At 68.4% G+C, this 18,353-nt stretch carries 16 protein-coding genes; 9 read left to right on the forward strand and 7 right to left on the reverse strand.

The window, feature by feature from the left end; all coding sequences use genetic code 11:
• Positions 1 to 103 precede the first annotated feature (103 nt).
• On the reverse strand, positions 104 to 895 hold the full coding sequence (locus VA603_RS14825; RefSeq protein ID WP_132865225.1) for a cytochrome C assembly family protein: 792 nt from the start codon (positions 893 to 895) through the stop codon (positions 104 to 106).
• Between the two features lie 110 nt (positions 896 to 1,005).
• On the opposite strand from VA603_RS14825, the gene ffh reads away from it, so the two are divergent.
• The 8 genes from ffh to rplS all read left to right on the forward strand — a co-directional run bounded on the left by ffh (position 1,006) and on the right by rplS (position 7,115).
• Positions 1,006 to 2,388, forward strand: coding sequence for a signal recognition particle protein (gene ffh, locus VA603_RS14830; RefSeq protein WP_192287362.1), 1,383 nt, complete (start codon positions 1,006 to 1,008; stop codon positions 2,386 to 2,388).
• A 106-nt stretch (positions 2,389 to 2,494) separates the two neighbouring features.
• Complete coding sequence (locus VA603_RS14835; protein ID WP_323439303.1) at positions 2,495 to 2,929, forward strand: hypothetical protein; 435 nt, start codon at positions 2,495 to 2,497, stop codon at positions 2,927 to 2,929.
• 29 nt (positions 2,930 to 2,958) lie between these two features.
• Positions 2,959 to 4,032: an NAD(P)H-dependent flavin oxidoreductase gene (locus VA603_RS14840; protein ID WP_323439304.1), complete on the forward strand. Its 1,074-nt coding sequence runs from the start codon at positions 2,959 to 2,961 to the stop codon at positions 4,030 to 4,032.
• A complete protein-coding gene (locus VA603_RS14845) occupies positions 4,032 to 4,823 on the forward strand; it encodes an aminotransferase class IV family protein (RefSeq protein WP_132865221.1) in 792 nt (263 codons plus the stop codon). The genes VA603_RS14840 and VA603_RS14845 overlap by 1 nt, the downstream gene beginning before the upstream one ends.
• Positions 4,824 to 4,960: 137 nt before the next feature.
• Positions 4,961 to 5,221: a 30S ribosomal protein S16 gene (rpsP, locus tag VA603_RS14850; protein ID WP_132865220.1), complete on the forward strand. Its 261-nt coding sequence runs from the start codon at positions 4,961 to 4,963 to the stop codon at positions 5,219 to 5,221.
• Positions 5,222 to 5,261: 40 nt separating this feature from the next.
• The gene (gene rimM, locus VA603_RS14855; RefSeq protein ID WP_132865219.1) at positions 5,262 to 5,777 is read left to right on the forward strand and encodes a ribosome maturation factor RimM; all 516 of its coding nucleotides are present in this window, start codon (positions 5,262 to 5,264) and stop codon (positions 5,775 to 5,777) included.
• 5 nt (positions 5,778 to 5,782) lie between these two features.
• On the forward strand, positions 5,783 to 6,562 hold the full coding sequence (gene trmD / locus VA603_RS14860) for a tRNA (guanosine(37)-N1)-methyltransferase TrmD (protein ID WP_323439305.1): 780 nt from the start codon (positions 5,783 to 5,785) through the stop codon (positions 6,560 to 6,562).
• Between the two features lie 139 nt (positions 6,563 to 6,701).
• Positions 6,702 to 7,115 carry a 50S ribosomal protein L19 gene (rplS, locus tag VA603_RS14865; protein ID WP_132865217.1) on the forward strand — a complete coding sequence of 138 codons (414 nt, stop codon included), beginning with the start codon at positions 6,702 to 6,704 and terminating at the stop codon, positions 7,113 to 7,115.
• 251 nt (positions 7,116 to 7,366) lie between these two features.
• On the opposite strand, the gene VA603_RS14870 is transcribed toward rplS, so the two are convergent.
• The 6 genes from VA603_RS14870 to VA603_RS14895 all read right to left on the reverse strand — a co-directional run bounded on the left by VA603_RS14870 (position 7,367) and on the right by VA603_RS14895 (position 14,609).
• The gene (locus tag VA603_RS14870) at positions 7,367 to 9,166 is read right to left on the reverse strand and encodes an MFS transporter (RefSeq protein WP_323439306.1); all 1,800 of its coding nucleotides are present in this window, start codon (positions 9,164 to 9,166) and stop codon (positions 7,367 to 7,369) included.
• Positions 9,167 to 9,245: 79 nt separating this feature from the next.
• The gene (gene nagA, locus VA603_RS14875; RefSeq protein ID WP_323439307.1) at positions 9,246 to 10,370 is read right to left on the reverse strand and encodes an N-acetylglucosamine-6-phosphate deacetylase; all 1,125 of its coding nucleotides are present in this window, start codon (positions 10,368 to 10,370) and stop codon (positions 9,246 to 9,248) included.
• A complete protein-coding gene (locus VA603_RS14880) occupies positions 10,367 to 11,143 on the reverse strand; it encodes a DeoR family transcriptional regulator (protein WP_323439308.1) in 777 nt (258 codons plus the stop codon). Before VA603_RS14880 ends, nagA begins: the two co-directional genes overlap by 4 nt.
• A gap of 36 nt (positions 11,144 to 11,179) precedes the next feature.
• On the reverse strand, positions 11,180 to 12,514 hold the full coding sequence (locus tag VA603_RS14885) for a D-tagatose-bisphosphate aldolase, class II, non-catalytic subunit (RefSeq protein ID WP_323439309.1): 1,335 nt from the start codon (positions 12,512 to 12,514) through the stop codon (positions 11,180 to 11,182).
• An 18-nt stretch (positions 12,515 to 12,532) separates the two neighbouring features.
• Positions 12,533 to 13,468, reverse strand: a complete 936-nt coding sequence (locus VA603_RS14890; RefSeq protein ID WP_192287352.1) for an ROK family protein — start codon at positions 13,466 to 13,468, stop codon at positions 12,533 to 12,535.
• Positions 13,461 to 14,609 (reverse strand): SIS domain-containing protein, encoded by a 1,149-nt coding sequence (locus tag VA603_RS14895; protein WP_323439310.1) that lies wholly within the window; start codon positions 14,607 to 14,609, stop codon positions 13,461 to 13,463. The genes VA603_RS14890 and VA603_RS14895 overlap by 8 nt, the downstream gene beginning before the upstream one ends.
• A 320-nt stretch (positions 14,610 to 14,929) precedes the next feature.
• Here VA603_RS14895 and VA603_RS14900 point away from each other — a divergent pair, with 320 nt between their 5' ends.
• A complete protein-coding gene (locus VA603_RS14900; RefSeq protein ID WP_323439639.1) occupies positions 14,930 to 18,292 on the forward strand; it encodes a TIM-barrel domain-containing protein in 3,363 nt (1,120 codons plus the stop codon).
• Positions 18,293 to 18,353: the final 61 nt, after the last annotated feature.

The raw sequence follows: 18,353 nt of genomic DNA on the forward strand, positions 1-18,353 counted from the left end.
AGCGCTCTGTAGAGCGGAGCCATGCTCCGTTGGGGCCTTGCCGACGATTCCTGCTGATGCCCCAATCCCGCTGCCGCGCCTGGCGCGGCAGTACCGGGCGTGTTTAGTTCTTTCCCAACACCAGCTCGATCACGAAGCGGCTGCCGAAGAACGCCAGCAGCAGCAGCGCCATCGCGCTCAGGGTCCAGTGGACGGCCTTGCTGCCGCGCCAGCCGTAACGGCGGCGGCCGATCAGCAGGGTGCCGAACACGATCCACGACAGCACGCTGAGCACGGTCTTGTGCACCAGCTTCTGCGCCAGCAGGTCATCGACGAACAGCACGCCGGTGACCAGGGTCAGGGTCAGCAGGCTGAAGCCCACCGCGATCGTGCGGAACAGCAGGGTTTCCAGGTCCGCCAGCGGCGGCAGGGCGCGCAGCCAGGGACGGAAATCGCGACGGCGCAGGGCACGCTCCTGCAGCCACAGCATGATCGCCAGCAGCGCGGCCACGCTCAACGTGGCGTAGGCCAGCAGTGCCAGCCAGGCGTGGGTGGCCAGGCGCCAGCCCAGTACCTTGCTCGGTTCGTGGCCGTAGCCGTGGTAGGCGAGCAGGCCGATGGCGGCCAGCGGGAACACCACCACACCCAGTGCGGCCATGCGCCCGCGCGCGCCGACCAGGGTGGTCAGCACCGCCATGCCCAGCCCGACCAGGGACAGCGCCGCGAAGAAGTGCATGTCCGGACCGCCGCTGGTCTGCATCGCCACCATCAGGTGGTAGCCGGCATGCAGGACGACGGCGCTGACCGCCGGCAGCAGCCAGGTGCGCGGCAGGGCGTTGCGATCCATCGCCAGTCCGCGCACGAGCAGGGCCGTTGCCAACAGGTAGAGGACGGCGGCGATGAGAACGATTGTCATCGGCACAGTTTCGCACACGGGCCCGCCGCTGGCGACGTGAACCGGCGGGCTCGCGGGCGGGTCGCTATACTTGGCGGCTCTGTATCCACGATTCCCGCAGGTTGCACCGCATGTTCGAGTCACTGACCCAGCGCCTTTCCGGCACCATCGAGCGCCTGCGTGGGCGCGGCCGCCTGACCGAGGAGAACATCCGCGAGGCCACCCGTGAAGTCCGCATCGCGCTGCTGGAGGCCGACGTGGCCCTGCCGGTGGTGCAGGCCCTGGTCGAGAAGATCAAGGTGCGCGCGGTCGGCCAGGAAGTGCTCAAGTCGCTGACCCCCGGCCAGGCGCTGATCAAGGTCGTGCGCGACGAGCTGACCGCGGTGATGGGCTCCCAGGCCACCGACCTGAACCTCAATGTCCCCGCGCCGGCCATCATCCTGATGGCGGGCCTGCAGGGCGCCGGCAAGACCACCACGGTCGGCAAGCTGGCCAAGCACCTGAAGGAAAAGCGCAAGAAGAAGGTGATGGTGGTCTCGGCCGACGTCTACCGCCCGGCCGCGATCGAGCAGCTCAAGACGCTGGCCCAGCAGGTGGATGTGCTGTTCTTCCCGTCGGCCCCGGACCAGAAGCCGGTGGACATCGTGCGCGCTGCCATCGATGACGCGCGCAAGTCGTTCGTCGACGTGCTGCTGGTGGACACCGCCGGCCGCCTGGCCATCGACGAAGCGATGATGGCCGAGATCAAGGCCCTGCACGCGGCGATCAACCCGGTCGAGACCCTGTTCGTGGTCGACTCGATGACTGGCCAGGACGCGGCCAACACCGCCAAGGCCTTCGGCGAGGCACTGCCGCTGACCGGCGTGGTGCTGACCAAGACCGACGGCGACGCCCGTGGCGGTGCCGCGCTGAGCGTGCGCTACATCACCGGCAAGCCGATCAAGTTCACCGGTACCGGTGAAAAGGTCGATGGCCTGGACGTGTTCCACCCCGAGCGCGTGGCCAGCCGCATCCTGGACATGGGCGACGTGCTGTCGCTGGTGGAGCAGGTCGAGCAGCAGGTCGACAAGGACAAGGCGCAGAAGCTGGCCGAGAAGGTCGCCAAGGGCAAGAAGTTCGACCTGAACGACATGCGCGACCAGCTCGAGCAGATGCAGAACATGGGCGGCATCGGCGGCCTGATGGACAAGCTGCCGGGCCTGGGCCAGATCCCGGACCACCTCAAGCAGCAGGTCACGCAGAGCAAGGAAGTGCCGCGCATGATCGCCATCATCAACTCGATGACCAAGAAGGAGCGCCGCAACCCGGGCCTGCTCAATGGTTCGCGTCGTGCCCGCATCGCGCGCGGCTCCGGCACCCAGCCGGCCGACGTCAACAAGCTGATGAAGCAGTACATGCAGATGGAAAAGATGATGGGCAAGCTCGCCGGCGGCGGCATGAAGGGCATGCTGCGCAACATGAAGGGCATGCTCGGCGCGATGGGCGGTGGCAAGGGCGGCTTGCCTTTCCGCTGAAATGTGAAGCCGGCGCTGGAGGCGCCGGAATGCTCCCGATACAAGGCTTGCGGCGCGTGGGAAGCCACGATGTTTCGCCGTCATCCGAACGATCAGGAGTACATGCATGAAGAAGGGAATCTGGCTGCTTGCAATGGCCTTGGGCTTGGCGGCGTGCGGCGATGACCGCTCGCCGTCCCAGCGCATGGGAAGTGCCGTTGACGGAAGTGCCATGGATTTCGTGGCCGGCCCTGGCGAGGGTGTGGACAGGCGCACGTCGCTCACGCTCGAGGTCGCGCCGGCGATGGCCGCGCGCGGGCTGACGGTCACCCTGGGCAAGAGCCGCGGGATGGGGGCCAGGGACGCGTCCATCTACGTGATCGCGTCCCATTCGTTCACTGGCACCTTGGTGGCCAGGGCGCTGGATGCCGAGGGCCGCGAGATCGGCCGGGCCTTGGTCGAGGTGGCAATGGCTGCCGATGACGCTCAATATGTGGACTTCACCTTCAGCGAAGAGATGGACAGCCAGCGGGTGCGGAGCTACGCCCTTTCGGTGCGCTGATCCGGGGGGCCGCTGGTGTCGTGATCGCCATGCACAACCCTGCAATCGCCGCGCGTGTTGCTACCTTCTGCCAACGCTTCGGCGTTGATGTCCCCATCCTGCTGGCGCCGATGGCCGGCGCCTGCCCGGTGCCGTTGTCGGTGGCGCTGGCCAACGCCGGCAGCATGGGGGCGATGGGCGCGGTGCTGTCCACGCCGGGGCAGGTCGGGGAATGGATGGAGGCCTTCCGCGCGCAGTCCGCGGGGCCGGCGCAGGTCAATGTCTGGATTCCCGATCCAGCGCCTGCCCGCGACGTGGCCGGTGAGGCCGCGACCCGGACGTTCCTTGCGCAGTGGGGGCCGGAGGTGCCGGCCAGTGCCGGTGATGCCGGCCCGGCGGATTTCGATGCGCAGTTCGAGGCCCTGGTCCAGGCGCGACCGGCGGTGGCATCCAGCATCATGGGAGTGTTCTCGCCGGCACAGGTGCAGCGCCTGAAGGACGCTGGCATCGCTTGGCTGGCTGGTGCCACCACGCTGGCCGAAGCCCTGCAGGCGCAGGCCGCCGGAGCCGATGCGGTGATCGCGCAGGGTGCCGAGGCCGGTGGCCATCGCGGCGCATTCGAGGCTGACCAGGCCGAGCAACAGCTGGTCGGGTTGTTCGCGCTGCTGCCGCGTCTGGCCGACCGGCTGGAGGTGCCGGTGATCGCCGCCGGAGGCATCGCCGATGGACGTGGCGTAGCCGCCGCGTTGGTGCTCGGTGCCAGTGCGGTGATGGTCGGCACGGCCTTTCTTGCAGCGGATGAATCCGATGTCCCCGATGCCTGGAAGCAGGCCCTGCAGGACGCCGAGCCGGAAGGCACGCGCACTACCCGTGCCTTCAGCGGCCGGCTGGGGCGCGCATTGGATACCGCGTATGTGCGCGCCGCGGCCGCTCCCGATGCACCTGCGCCGCGTCCTTACCCGGTGCAGCGGGGGCTGACCGCCGCCATGCGCCGGCAGGCCGGTGCCGATGGCCGGATCGACGCGATGCAGGCCTGGGCCGGGCAGTCGGCGTGGATGGCGCGACGCGAACCGGCGGCACGTATCCTGCAGTCGATGTGGGCACGGGCGCAGGTGCTGCTGTGATGCGATTGTTCTGCAATGGCCGGCCGGTGGACGTGGACGTGCTCGCCCCGGCGCTGGTCAACTATGGCCACTTCACCTCGTTGCAGGTACGCGGTGGGGCGGTGCAGGGCTGGGCGCTGCACGTGCAGCGGTTGCGGCAGGGCACGCGTGAACTGTTCGATGCCGACCTGGACGCGGCCAGCCTGCAGCGCTGGCTCAAGCGCGCCCTGGAGGCCTGCGAGGTGGGCGATGCATCGGTGCGGATCACCGTGTTCTCGCGTGCCTTCGACTTCCGGCAGCCGCAGCAGGCCGTGCCCATCGATGTCCTGATCGGGATCGGCGTGCCGGCGACGATGCCGGTGGCCGGACGCGCAGTGCTGCCGGTGTCCTACCAGCGCGAGCTGGCGCATGTGAAGCATGTGGGGACCTTCCCGTTGTTCCATTACCGGCGGCAGGCGATGGCGGCCGGGTATGACGATGCCTTGTTCGTCGATGCGGCGGGCTGCATCAGCGAGGGCAGCACCTGGAACGTGGCGTTCTGGGATGGTGGCCGGGTGATCTGGCCGCAGGCAACGGCGCTGCGCGGGGTCAGCGAGCTGCTGTTGATGGATGGGCTGGCGGCGTTGGGCCAGGGGCAGGTGCGGCGCGAGGTGCACGTGCCGATGCTGGCGGGGATGAGCGGCGCGGTGGCCTGCAATTCCACCGGCCTGTGGCCACTGGCGCGGATCGGGGAGCAGGTGTTCGAGCAGTCAGACCTGCTGCTGGAGCTGCTGCAGCGGGCGCTGGGCGAGGCGCCGTGGGCGGTGCTTTAGGGCGGTTGGGGCGTGAAGGCTTGAACGTCTGTTCAGCTTCGGCGGAGGCCCAAGACTTGGAATGCCCCGGACCCATCGCTATAATCGCCGGCTTACCGCGCCATCCTGGCGACTGGGCAACATAGGAAAACACCACCATGGTCAAGATTCGACTGACCCGCGGCGGCGCCAAGAAGCGTCCGTTCTACCACATCATCGTGACCGACGTCCGTAGCGCCCGTGACGGCCGCAACATCGAACGCGTCGGCTACTACAACCCGGTCGCCCAGGGCGCCGAGCAGCGCGTTGTCCTGGACATCGCCGCCGTCGACAAGTGGGTTGCCAACGGCGCCCAGCTGACCGACAAGGTTCGCAACCTGTACAAGGAAGCGACCAAGGCCCAGGCCGTCGCGGCCTGATCCTGGCGGGGCCCGCGCAAACGCGGCCCGACTGCTTCATATGAATAAAGATTCCGAGCGCCGGATCCTGCTGGGCAGGGTTGCCGGCGCTTTTGGTGTGCGCGGCGAGCTGAAGCTCGAGTCCTGGACCGAGCCCCGTTCCGCCATCTTCAAGTACCAGCCGTGGATCCTGCGCTCCCCCTCGGGGCAGGAATCGGAGCTGACCGGCGTGCGTGGCCGCGAGTCGGGCAAGGCCCTGATCGCCACCTTCCCGGGCGTGGACGACCGCAACGTGGTCGAGGCCATGCGCGGCACCGAGATCTACATCCTGCGCAGCGCGCTGCCACCGCCCAAGCCGGACGAGTACTACTGGGTCGACCTGGAAGGCCTGGACGTGCAGACCGTGGAGGGCGTGAAGCTGGGCCAGGTCTCGCACCTGTTCAACACCGGCTCCAATGACGTGCTGGTGGTGCGCGGCGACCGCGAGCGCATGGTGCCGTTCGTGATGGACGACTTCATCAAGTCGGTGGACTTCGAGGCCAACCTGGTCGTGGTCGACTGGGATCCGGAGTTCTAGCCCGCGTGCGCGTCGACGTCATCAGCCTGTTCCCCGAATTCCTGGCGCAATCCGCCGCGCTGGGCGTGGTAGGCCGTGCGCAGGAGCGCGGGTTGCTGGAGCTGCATGGCTGGAACCCGCGTGACTACGCCGAGGGCAACTACCGGCGGGTGGACGACCGACCGTTCGGGGGTGGCCCGGGCATGGTGATGCTGATCGAGCCGCTGCGTGCCGCGCTGGCGGCCGCCCGCGCGGCCGACCCGCAGCCGGCGCCGCTGATCTATCTGAGCCCGCAGGGCCGCCCGCTGACCCAGGCCAAGGTCCGGGAGCTGGCGGCGCTGCCGCGCATGATCCTGCTGTGCGGGCGCTACGAGGGCGTGGACGAGCGTTTCCTGGCGTCGGAGGTGGACGAGGAGATCTCCATCGGGGATTACGTGCTGTCCGGCGGCGAGCTGGGTGCGGCGGTGATCATCGATGCGGTCACCCGCCTGCAGGACGGTGCCCTGAATGACGCCGAGTCGGCGGTGCAGGACAGCTTCGAGGGCGACGGCCTGCTCGACTGCCCGCATTACAGCCACCCGTCCAGCCACGCGCTGGGTGACGTGCCGGACGTGCTGCGCTCGGGCAACCACGCGGCCATCGCGCGCTGGCGCCGGCAGCAGTCGCTGCTGCGCACCGCGTTGCGTCGGCCGGACCTGCTCGACGAGGCGGGGCTGAACAAGACCGACCGGAAGCTGCTGGCCGAGGCCCGGGAGGCGCAGGCCGCTGGCCTGCAGCCAACCACTGGCGCCGAGGGTAATCAGTAGGTTAGAATTGCGAGTTCCCACCAGCCATTCAGGCTGGCATGGGGCGCCAGAACAACAAACGTGCAGCGCAATTCGGCGACTGCATAAGCCCACGTTGTCGGATACCGACACGCCCACCCCGAATAATCGGTGTAATCCAATGAGCAAGCTGAACAAGTCCATCGTCGCGGAGTTTGAATCCGCCCAGATCACCCGCGAACTGCCGAAGTTCAGCCAGGGCGACATCGTCGTGGTGAACGTGAAGGTGAAGGAAGGCAACCGTGAGCGCGTGCAGGCTTACGAAGGCGTCGTGATCGGCACCAAGAACGCCGGCCTGAACTCCTCGTTCACCGTGCGCAAGATCTCGCACGGCTACGGCGTCGAGCGCGTGTTCCAGACCCACAGCGCCCTGATCGACTCGGTTGAAGTGAAGCGCCGCGGCAAGGTTCGCGCCGGTAAGCTGTACTACCTGCGTGGCCTGGAAGGCAAGGCTGCTCGCATCAAGGAAGATCTGGCTGCTGCCCAGCAGGCCAAGGCTGCCCGCCTGGCTGCCAAGGCTGCCGCCGCCGAGTAATACCCGCGCGCAGGTCCGCCTGCATGCACAAACGGCCACCTTCGGGTGGCCGTTTGCGTTTGTGCGGTATGGATGTGTTGCGTTGCCCTCATCCGCCCCCTTTGGGGCACCTTCTCCCGTAAACGGGAGAAGGGAGGTCTGCGCGAGGTTTCGGGGTCACCGGCCAACGGCCGGATCGCGGTAACCCCATCCCTTCTCCCGCGCGCGGGAGAAGGTGCCCCAAAGGGGCGGATGAGGGCCGCTTCGCTTTATCAGCGGAAATGCGCCTCGATCTGCTCCAGCGTCTTGCCCTTGGTTTCCGGCAGCCAGAACGTGGCGACCAGGAAGAACACGAACGTGCAGCCGGCCCAGAACAGGAACATGCTGGCGTAGCCGTGCTGGCCGACGGTGGGCAGGAAGATCGCGGCGATGCTGGTGGAGACGAACTGGTTGATGAGCAGGGCGATGCTCATCCCGTTGGAACGGATGCGGTTGGGCATCAGCTCGGACAGCGCCAGCCAGACGCAGACGCCGGGACCGACCGCGAAGAAGGCGACGAACACCAGGATGCAGGTGGCGACCATCCAGCCATGCTGCGCCGACGGCACCGGGCCGATCCAGGCCTGGTCGATGTGCAGCGGGGCGTCGGCCGCGGCGGCCGGGTCCGGGAAGGGATTGAGATGCAGGCGGCGGAAGAAGCTGCCGATCACGCTGTCCGCGCGCACGGTGGCGTCGCGCTGGATGCCCAGCAGGTGGTCGCTGGGGTTGTCACTGCGCAGTGAGCGCACGTCGCTGAAGCCGCCGTAGGCATAGGACACCGTCAACTGCATCGGTTGGTCGCCGCGCATGTGGGTGCCGGCCAGTTGCCGCCATTGCGAGGGATCCAGCTCCAGCTGCAGGCCGTCGGCGAGAACCATCTGCTGGATGCGCGGTTGCACGTCCAGCCGCCCCTGCTCGGCCTTGAAGAACAGCATCGCCGCGCCCAGCAGGGCCACGCAGATGCCACCGCTGCCAAGCATCAGCAGGAACTTGCGGCCCTTGCGGTCGACCAGCAGCAGCGCGACCACGGTCATCACCGCGTTGAGCAGCTTGATCGCCACGTCGGCACCGTTGGCCGCCGCGCCGGGCAGGCCGGCCTGGTTGAGGATGTTGACGGCGTAGGCCAGCACCGAGTTGATGCCGGTGGCCTGGGTGCAGGCCAGCACCACGCAGGCGAGCAGGAACGGCACCATGTAGCGCCTGCTGAGCAGGCGGTCGCGCTGGCCGTCGGCACGTGCGGCCACCGGTGCCTGGATGTCGGCCAGGGTGCGCTCGACCTGGCTGGCCGGCAGCGTGCGCTGCAGGCTGCGGCGGGCGGCGTCGAGGCGGCCGCGGCGTACCAGCCAGCGCGGCGATTCGGACAGCCACAGCACGCCGGCGCAGAACACCACGCCCGGCAGCAGACAGCTCCAGAAGATGGTGCGCCAGGCGTGGTCCTTCACCGCGAACAGTTCCTGCGCCTGCTGCGCCAGCGGCAGGTGGCCGACCGCACGCGTGGCATCGTCCACCGCGTGCGCCTGGTACAGGCCGATCAAGGCGGCCAGCACCAGGCCGATGGTCAGCAGCAGCTGGAACATCGCCGCGCCACGGCCGCGCCGTTCCGGTGCCAGCACTTCGGCCAGGTACAGCGGGATCACCACGCCGATCAGGCCGCCGCTGATGCCCTGCAACAGGCGGCCGAGCAGCAGCGGCGTGTAGCCCGAGGCCAGCGCCATGATCGGGATGCTGGCGGTGAACAGCACGCCGGCCAGCAGCATCGCGCCGCGGCGGCCGATCAGGTCGGCCACCAGCCCGGCGAACAGCGAGGACAGCACGCTGCCCAGCAGTACCGCGGCGACCACGAAGCCCAATTGCTGGCTGCTCAACTGCCAGGCGTGGCTGGCGGTGGCCTCCAGGTAGGGCAGGGCGCCGGCGATGATGCCGATGTCGATGCCGTACAACAGCCCACCCAGCCCGGCGATGAAGAGCAGGTAGCGCACCGGCCAGCGCGGGGCGGCCTCGGTGGCGGGTACGGCGAAGGCGGTATCGGTCATCGGGAGCGCTCCGGGAGCGGTGGCAGGTGCGCGGCTGCGCGTTGGATGCCGGTGCGCGTTGCACGCACCGGAACAGGGGTCAGTGCAGGGCCGGGCGTGGGTCGATCGGTTGGCCGTTGACCCAGACCTGCTGCAGCTGCAGGTCCGGGCCCAGTACGACCATGTCCGCGCGCAGGCCCGGGGCGATGCGACCGCGGTCGTCCAGGCCGAGGTAGTCGGCGGGGATGGTGGACACGCGCTGCGAGGCATCGGCCAGCTCCAGGCCGACGTCGACCAGGTTGCGCAGCGCCTGGTCCATGGTCAGCGCGCTGCCTGCCAGCGAACCGCTGGCCAGGCGCACGCAGCCCATGCACTTGTGCACGCGTTGTTCGCCCAGCGCGTACTCGCCGTCGGGCATGCCGGTGGCGGCGGTGGCATCGGTGACCGCGTACAGGCGCGGGATGGCGCGCGTGGCCATGCGGATCACGCCACGATGGACGTGTTCCAGGTCGGGGATGAGTTCGGCGTACTCGGCGTGGGCCAGGGCGGCCGCGGCGATGCCGGGATTGCGGTGGTCCACGCCGGTCATGCCGTTGAACAGATGGGTGAAGCCGACCGCGCCGGCCTGCAGCGCGGCCACCGCGTCCTCGTAGGTGCCGGCGCTGTGGCCGACCTGCACGCGGATGCCCATTGCCGCCAGCGCGGGAATGAGCGCGGTGTGCTGGCCGATCTCCGGCGCGAGGGTCAGCACCTTGATGGGCGCCAGCGCGTGCAGGTGCTGCACCGATTCCAGCGTGGCCTCGAGGGTGCGCGGCGGTTGTGCGCCGAGCCGTTGCGGGCTGATGAACGGGCCTTCCAGGTGCACGCCGATGATCTGCGCGGCGTCGGCATCGGGGGTGGCGATGACCTGGGCCAGCCCGCGCAGCGCATTCTCGATTTCCTCGAACGCGGCGGTCATGGTGGTGCCGAGCAGGGTGGTGGTGCCGTGGCGTGCATGGGTGCGGGCGATGGTGCGGGCGACGTCGCCGCCCTGCATCAGGTCCACGCCGGCACCGCCGTGCACGTGCAGGTCGATGAAGCCTGGCAGGAGGATCGGCAGGTCGCCGGCATCACCTGCGTGGTCCTCCACCTGCAGCGTGCGGATCCGCTGGTCGAAGTGCACGCTGCCGCGGCGCCAGCCCAGCGGGGTGAGCACGCGGCCGTGCAGGGAGCGGGTGTCGGTCATGAAGAGGGCTCGGCGATGATCACTTCGATCCCCTGCTGCAGCAGGCCGTCGCGGGTGGCGTCGTCGATGCCGGGGTCGGTGATGATGGCGTGGACCTGGTCGAGGCGGACGATGCGGTGCAGGCTGACGCGCCCGAACTTGGAGGCGTCGGTGAGCACCACGATGCGCCGCGCGCGTTCGACCATGCGGTGGTTGAGGCGGGCTTCGCCCTCGTCGTGGGTGGTCAGGCCGAACTGCAGGTCCAGGCCATCCACGCCGAGGAACAACGTGTCGAAACTGTAGGTGGTGAGGCTGGACTCGGCCTGGCTGCCCTGCAGCGACAGCGACTGCTTGCGCAGCACGCCGCCGGTCAGCAGGACGTTGATGTTCGGTGCGTTGGCCAGCTCCCAGGCGATGTTCAGGCCGTTGGTCATCACCGTGACGTCGCGCTGGTCGTGCAGGTGGCGGGCCAGGGTCATGGTGGTGGAGCCGGAGTCGATGATGATGTTGTCACCGGGCTGCACCAGTTGCGCTGCACGCGCGCCGATGGATTCCTTCAGCGACAGGTTCAGCACGTCCTTCTCGTGGATGTCCTGTTCCATCGGCGGCACCCGCACCAGCGTGGCGCCGCCGTGGGTGCGCGTGGCCAACCCCTGCGACTCGATCTGCCCCAGGTCGGTGCGGATGGTGACCGCCGAGACACCGAACTGCTCCACCAGGTCCGATACCTGCACCGAACCCTGCTCGATCAGGAGCTGCAGGATCTGCTGGCGTCGCGGGCGGGTGTTGCGCATGTCGGGTCTCGTTCTGGTGGGAAGGAAAGGGGGAGATTACCCTTTCGCAAGAACGGAAGTTTGCGTGCTTTCGTTTTCCCGGCGTGTGCCGGCCTGGTTGTCGCTGCAGGCGCGCGCGTATTCGGCCAGGCACAGGCCGACGTGGAACTGCACCAGCTCGGCCGGCGTGTTGGACAGCGCACCGGCGCGCACGGCGCGGAACTGCTCGGGCAAGTACTGGCTGAGCAGCACCAGCGGCGGCGCATGGGCTTCCAGGTTGGCGAACAGGGTGGCCACGGCCTGCACCAGCGCCGGCTCGCCCCAGTAGTAGCGGCAGCGGTCGCTGAAGGCGAACGCGCGCAGCAGGCGCAGCGTGGCCTCGTCGCCGTGGTAATGCGCCTGCCAGTACTTCGGCTGCGCCAGCATCACCTGCTCCAGCACCTGCGGCAGCTGCGAGCATTGCCCGGCGGGCAACAGCTGTGCTTCGATCGCGGCCAGCGCGAACAGGGCCTCGCGGTAGGCGAAGGTCGCGGCCGGGCCGACCTTGAGGATGGCGAAGTGGTCGCGCACCAAGGCATGCAGGCCGGATTCGCGCTGGTAATCGGTGGAGTGCGCCTCGAACACGATGCGCGGCTGCTGCTCAAGGAAGTCGGCCAGCTCGCCGGCGTCGGCAGGGTCGTAGTCGTGCACGCTGCTGTGGTCGAAGTCCACGCCCGGCTGCACCACCATGGCGATCACGCGCTGCCAGGCATCGCGCAGCGGCGGCGTGTCGAAGGCCTGCTGATGGATGGCCAGGGTCTGCGCGGCGGCGGCCGGCGTGGTGACGGCCAGCCCGCCTTCGAGCGAGGCTTCGCCGCCGGGGACCGGCACTTCGGTGCCGATCACGTAGACCGGCAACGGCAGCCCGTTTTCAACGGCGGTGCGTTCGGCGATGACGGCCAGCTCGGCCGAGCGCGCGGCGACGACGGCGTCGGGCAGCGGCGTGGGGTCGTCGGCACAGGACATGCTGCAGTCCAGGTGGATCTTGTGGAAGCCGGCGGCGACATAGGCTTCGATCAGCACGCGGGCGTTGGCCATCGCTTCGGCGGCCGGCAGCTTCTGCCAGGCGTTGGGGCCGAGGTGGTCGCCTCCGAGCACCAGGCGCTCGCGCGGGAAGCCTTCGGCGTCGGCCAGCTGCCACACGTAGTCGCGGTACTGCGGTGGGGTCATGCCGGTGTAGCCGCCGAACTGGTCCACCTGGTTGGAGGTAGCCTCGATCAGCAGCAGCGTGTCGTGCGCCAATGCCACGTGCATGGCCGCGCGCAGCACCTGCTCGTTGCTGCAGCAGACGCTGTACAGGCCCACGTTGTGGCCTTGGCGATGGGAGAGGAGCAGGGACTGCAGCGGTGACATGGACGGACTCCCGGGGAATCAGGAAAAGACGGGTTGGCTGACGAGCAGTGCGGCACCACGGGCACCGCCGGCATCGCCGAAGCGCGGTGGCACGATCGGTGGCACCTCCACGCCGTCGAACAGGTGCGCGGCGATGGCGGCCGGCAGTTGCTCATACAGCGGCGCGTACTGCGAAAGGCCGCCGCCGAGCACGATCACGTGCGGGTCCAGCGCCAGCACCAGCGCGGCGAAGCTGTGGCCGAGCAGGTCGCGGTGGATGTCCAGCGCCTGGCGTGCACGCGCATCGCCGGCGTCGGCCAGGGTGATCACGTCGCTGGCGTTGCGGGCGACGCCGCCGAGGTGGCGCTCGATCATCGCCACGCCGCTGCCGGAGACATAGCGCTCGACGCAGCCGCGCAGGCCACAGCCGCACTCCAGCAGTGGCAGTTGATGGCGTTGCAGCAGGCCGGCCGGGACACTCCAGTGCCCCCATTCGCCCGCCAGCCCGTTGAAGCCGCTGACCAGCCGCCCCTGCACGCAGTAACCGCCGCCGGCACCGGTGCCGAGGATGGCGCCGAACATGCTGGCGTAGCCATCGGCGGCGCCGCCATGCGCTTCGGACAGGGCGAAGCACTGCAGGTCGTTGCCGAAGTGCAGCGGGCGCTGCAGCAGGTCGCGCAGGTCCTGGGCCACGGCCTGGCCGGTGAGGGCCGGCACGTTGGCGCTGAGCTGGCGGCCACTGCGACGGTCACGCACGCCGGGCAGCGCGATGCCGATGGCGACGGCCGGATTGCCGCGCGCCTGGTCGGCATCGTGGACCAGGTGCTTCACCGCCTGCAGGAAGGCCGGATAGTCCCCCTGCGGGGTCGCAACGCGTTTGCGCCACGTCACCTGCAGGGTGGCGTCGCAGGCCACCAATTCGATCTTGGTGCCGCCGATGTCGATGCCGTAGCAGGTGCGGGTGGCGTCAATCATGGTGGATGGTCACGCCCTTGACGACGCGGTTGACCGTGCCATCGGGGAAGGGATTGTCTGGGGTCAGGCCGAGCGCGGCCGAGCGCTGCAGCGCGTACAGCTGCGCGAACGGCAGCCACACCGGCGCCAGCCAGCTGTCCGGCAGGGCCGGTACCGGCAGCGTGTAGTCGTCGCCGGCGTCCACCTGCGGGCCGATCGACAGCACCTTGCCGGCCACGCCATCGGCGCGCAGCTCTTCCAGCAGGTCCTGTTCGTAGCGACGCGCCAGCGGCTGCACGCTGCGGAACACGACCACCAGCGTCTCGCCGTTGAGGGTGGACTTGGGGCCATGGCGGAAACCCAGCGGCGTGTTGGCCAGGGCAAGCACCCGTCCGGCGGTGAGCTCGAGCACCTTCAGCGCGGCTTCGCGGGCCAGTGCTTCGTGCGGGCCGCTGCCGAGGTAGATCACGCGCGAGAACGGTTGTTGCGCGAGCGTGGTGACGGCTGCATCCCAGTCGGCGATGCCCTGGCGCGCGAGCGCGGCCACCTGCGCCAAACGCTGGATGCGCGCGTTCCACGGCGCACGGTCGAAGCTGGCCAATGCCGCCAGCAGCATGCAGCTCAGGCTGCTGGTCATGGCGAAGGCGCGGTCGCAGGACGCCGGTGGCATCAGCAGCGTGAAGGTATCGGCACGGCCGGCGCCGCGGCGGGCCAGTTCGCCGTCGGCATTGCAGGTGATGTCCAGGAAGCGCGCGTCGTCCACGTCGGCGCGCACGCGTTCTACCGCGGCGACGCTTTCCGGGCTGGAGCCGCTGCGGCCGAACGACACCAGCAGGGTCGGGCGGTCACGCTGCAGGTACAGCGCCGGATGGGTGAGCAGGCTGGTGGTATGCACGGCGCGGATTTCGGCCGGCCACTGCGCGTTGAGGGTGTCGGCCACCATCTCGGCGATGAAGCCGGAACTGCCAGCACCGGTGAACAGCACGCGTTGCCGCGGGTCGTCCAGGCGTTCGCCGAGGAAGGCCTGCAGGCGCGGCGCATGTTCGGACAGATCGTGGGCCAGCGCCTCCCACAGCAAGGGCTGTTGGGCGATTTCGGCGGCGGTATCGGCACCGCCCAGGCGCTGCCAGTTGGACAGATCGGAAAGCAGGGTGAGGTCCATTCTTGGTTCCTGTTGTGCAGGCGAACCATCTTCGTTTTCTTTCGAAATGTCAAATATCGAAAGCAAATGAAAAGAAGATGCCGGCGGTCATGTACCCGTCGCGATCGGCGTCACGAACGAAAGGTTTCCATGAAAACCCTTTCGTACCGGGTGAATGCGCGAATCCAGGGGCAACAGAAAGTGGTGCTTTGCACCATCTTTCGATTGCAAGAAATTCCACTTACTTTTTGCTTTCATTTTGTTGACATCTTTCGATTTGCTGCCCTAGAGTCGGCCACAACCGCATTTCGAAACGTCCGATGAACGGGCCTGGGGACACGATGCACAACCGCTTCCGTCAATCGCCGCTGCTGGTGGCCCTGCTTTCGGCGCTGTTGTTGCCGGCGCTTCCGGCGCAGGCCGAGCCGGTGGGCAACCTGCGCTCGGTGAGTGCTTCGGACGGGCGCGATGGCGTGCGCGGCTGGGAACTGCTCACCGACAACGGCAGCAAGCTGCGCATCGAAGTGCTGGCCAATGACATCGTGCACGTGCAGGCCGGGCGCAACGGCAAGCTGACCGACGCCGGCAACAAGGCCGCGCCGATCGTGCTGCCGCAGCCGGTGCAGCCGGTGCAGGCACAGCTGGAGGAGGATGCCAGCGAGATCCGCGTACGCACGCCGGCCCTGGTGCTGCACGTGCAGCGCCAGCCCCTGCAACTGCGCCTGGAACGGCTGGACGGCGCGCGCGGCGTACCGATGTGGCAGGAGCTGCAGCCACTGGACCTGGATGCGGCGCAGAGCGTGCAGGTGCTGTCCTCGCAGGCCGATGAGGCGTTCTATGGCGGTGGCCAGCAGAACGGCCGTTTCCAGTTCAAGGGCCGCGAGCTGGAGGTGTCCTATTCCGGTGGCTGGGAAGAGGGCGACCGCCCCAGCCCGGCGCCGATGCTGCTCAGCTCGCGGGGCTGGGGCATGCTGCGCAATACGTGGAGCGACGGCAGCTACGACCTGCGCCAGCCCGACCAGTCCACGTTGCTGCACCGCGAGGACCGCTTCGACGCGTACTACTTCGTGGGTGCCGACCTGCAGCGCCTGCTCGAACGCTACACCCAGCTGACCGGCCGCCCGAACATGGTCGCGCGCTGGGCGCTGTCCTACGGCGATGCCGATTGCTACAACGACGGCGACAACATCAAGAAGCCCGGCAGCGTGCCCGAAGGCTGGAGCGATGGCCCCACCGGCACCACGCCCGACGTGGTCCAGAGCGTCGCCGCCAAGTACCGCGAGAACGACATGCCCGGCGGCTGGATCCTGCCCAACGACGGCTACGGCTGCGGCTACAAGCAGCTGCCGGAAACCGTGCAGGGGCTGGCCAGGTACGGCTTCAAGACCGGCCTGTGGACCGAGAACGGCGTGGACAAGATTGCCTGGGAAGTCGGCAAGGCCGGCAGCCGCGTGCAGAAGCTGGACGTGGCCTGGACCGGGCAGGGCTACCAGTTCGCGATGGACGCCAACCAGCAGGCCTTCAATGGCATCCTCGACAATTCCGACTCGCGCCCGTTCCTGTGGACGGTGATGGGTTGGGCCGGCATCCAGCGTTATGCGGTGGCATGGACCGGTGACCAGAGCAGCAGCTGGGATTACATCCGCTGGCACGTGCCGACCTTGGTGGGCTCGGGCCTGTCGGGCATGGCCTACGCCAGCGGCGACGTCGATGCGATCTTCGGCGGCAGCGCCGAGACCTTCACCCGCGACCTGCAGTGGAAGACCTTCACTCCCGTGCTGATGGGCATGTCCGGTTGGTCGTCCAATGCGCGCAAGCACCCCTGGGCCTTCGACGAGCCATATCGCTCGATCAACCGCGACTATCTCAAGCTGAAAATGCGCCTGACCCCGTACATGTACGGGCTGGTGCACGACGCTGCACAAAGCGGTGCGCCGCCGGTGCGCGGGCTGATGTGGGACTACCCGCAGGACCCGCACGCGCAGGATGAAACCTACAAGTACCAGTTCCTGCTCGGCCGCGACCTGCTGGTCGCGCCGGTCTACCGCAGCCAGGCGGCGAGCCGTGGCTGGCGCCGCGACATCCATCTGCCGGCCGGTGGCTGGTACGACTATTGGGATGGCCGCCACCTGCAGGCAGGTGCCGCAGGCAAACAGTTGGACCGTGCGGTCGAGCTGGCGACGCTACCGGTATTCGTGCGCGCCGGTGCGATCCTGCCGATGTACCCGGAGATGCTGTTCGACGGCGAAGAGCCGTTGGATGAGGTGACCTTCGATCTGTATCCGCAGGGTACATCCAGCTACACCCTGTACGAAGACGATGGCAGCACCCGCCGTTACCAGAAGGGCGAGTCAAGCACGCAGCAGATCCGCGTGCAGGCACCGGCGCAGGGCAGTGGCCCGGTGCAGGTGGAGATCGCGCCGGTGCAGGGCGAGTATCAAGGCCAGTTGGCGCAGCGCCGTTATGGCTTGCGTGTACTGAATCGCAGCGCACCGACCGCCGTGCAGCTGGATGGCCGCGCGCTGCCCCAGCTGGCCGACGCGGCCGCGCTGCAGGCCGCCAGCGAGGGCTGGTACTTCGATGGCAAGGAGCGCAAGGGCACGCTGCATGTGCGTACCGCCAGCCAGGACATCCGCACCTCGCTGAAACTGCAGCTGGATTTCCCGGTCGCCGCCGCGCTGGCCGACGACGCGTTCCCGAACGCGCCCGAACTGGGCCGCGCGCTGCCGTCCGACAGCCTGCTGGTGGTCAACCGCCCGGCCGAAGAGCCCGGCCATCCGCTGGAAAATGCCTTCGACGACGATCCGGCAACTTGGTTCCGCAGCGTGCGCAACCAGGCCATCCGCACCGGCGCCCACGAATGGGTGGTGGGCTTTGGCGAGCGCAAGCTGATCGACGGCATCGAGCTGGCACCGCGCAGTGACCAGCACTGGAAGCATGGCCAGGTGCGTGATTACGAAATCTACATGGCCGACAGCAATGGCGAGTGGGGCAAGCCGATCGCCAGCGGTCATCTGCAGCTGAAGCAGGAACTGCAGCGTATCGACTTCCCGGCCCACGCCGGCCGCCTGCTGCGCTTTCGCGTGCTCAGCGTGCAGAACCCGGAGGGAGATGGCGCAAGCGGTGCCGATCCGATGGTGAGCGCAGCGCAGGGCAGCAGCGCACGTGCGGTGGATGCACTGCAGCCGCGCGACGTCGGCCCGATCGCGCTGTCCACCTTCCATATCCTCGAGCAACAGGCGGCCGAGCGGCCGGCCCGGCAGCAGTACCTCTCCCAGCTGCCGCTGCCGGCCGCACTGGCCGCGTCGGTCCATGCCGACCGCGCGTTCAGCGCCGACGTGCCGATGCGCATGAACGGCCTGCAGTTCCGCCGCGGCCTGGGCGTGTCGGCCAGCAGCCGCATCGATATCGCGTTGAAGGGCAACTGGAAGCTGCTGCGCGCCGACCTGGGCATCGACGACCAGTGCCGCAAGGCCGGTGGCATGCAGTTCCAGGTGTGGGGCGAGGATCGCCTGCTGTACGACAGCGGCCTGGTCAAGGCACCCGGCGTGGTCAAGCCGGAACTGGATGTGCGCGGGCTTTCCCGCCTGAGCCTGCGCACGCTGGGTGCGCAGGGGGATGACTCGGCCCGGGTGTGTGGCAACTGGGCCAACGCCGTGCTGATCGGCGAGGAGGGCGACACCGTCGACTACGTCGCCCCCTGACCACCACCACCACGTAACACCGCTGCTCCCCCGTACCACGCCGACCACGGCCGCAAGGCCG

The sequence above is a fragment of the Stenotrophomonas capsici genome, assembly GCF_034961085.1.
GTDB classification, from domain to species: Bacteria; Pseudomonadota; Gammaproteobacteria; order Xanthomonadales; family Xanthomonadaceae; genus Stenotrophomonas; species Stenotrophomonas capsici.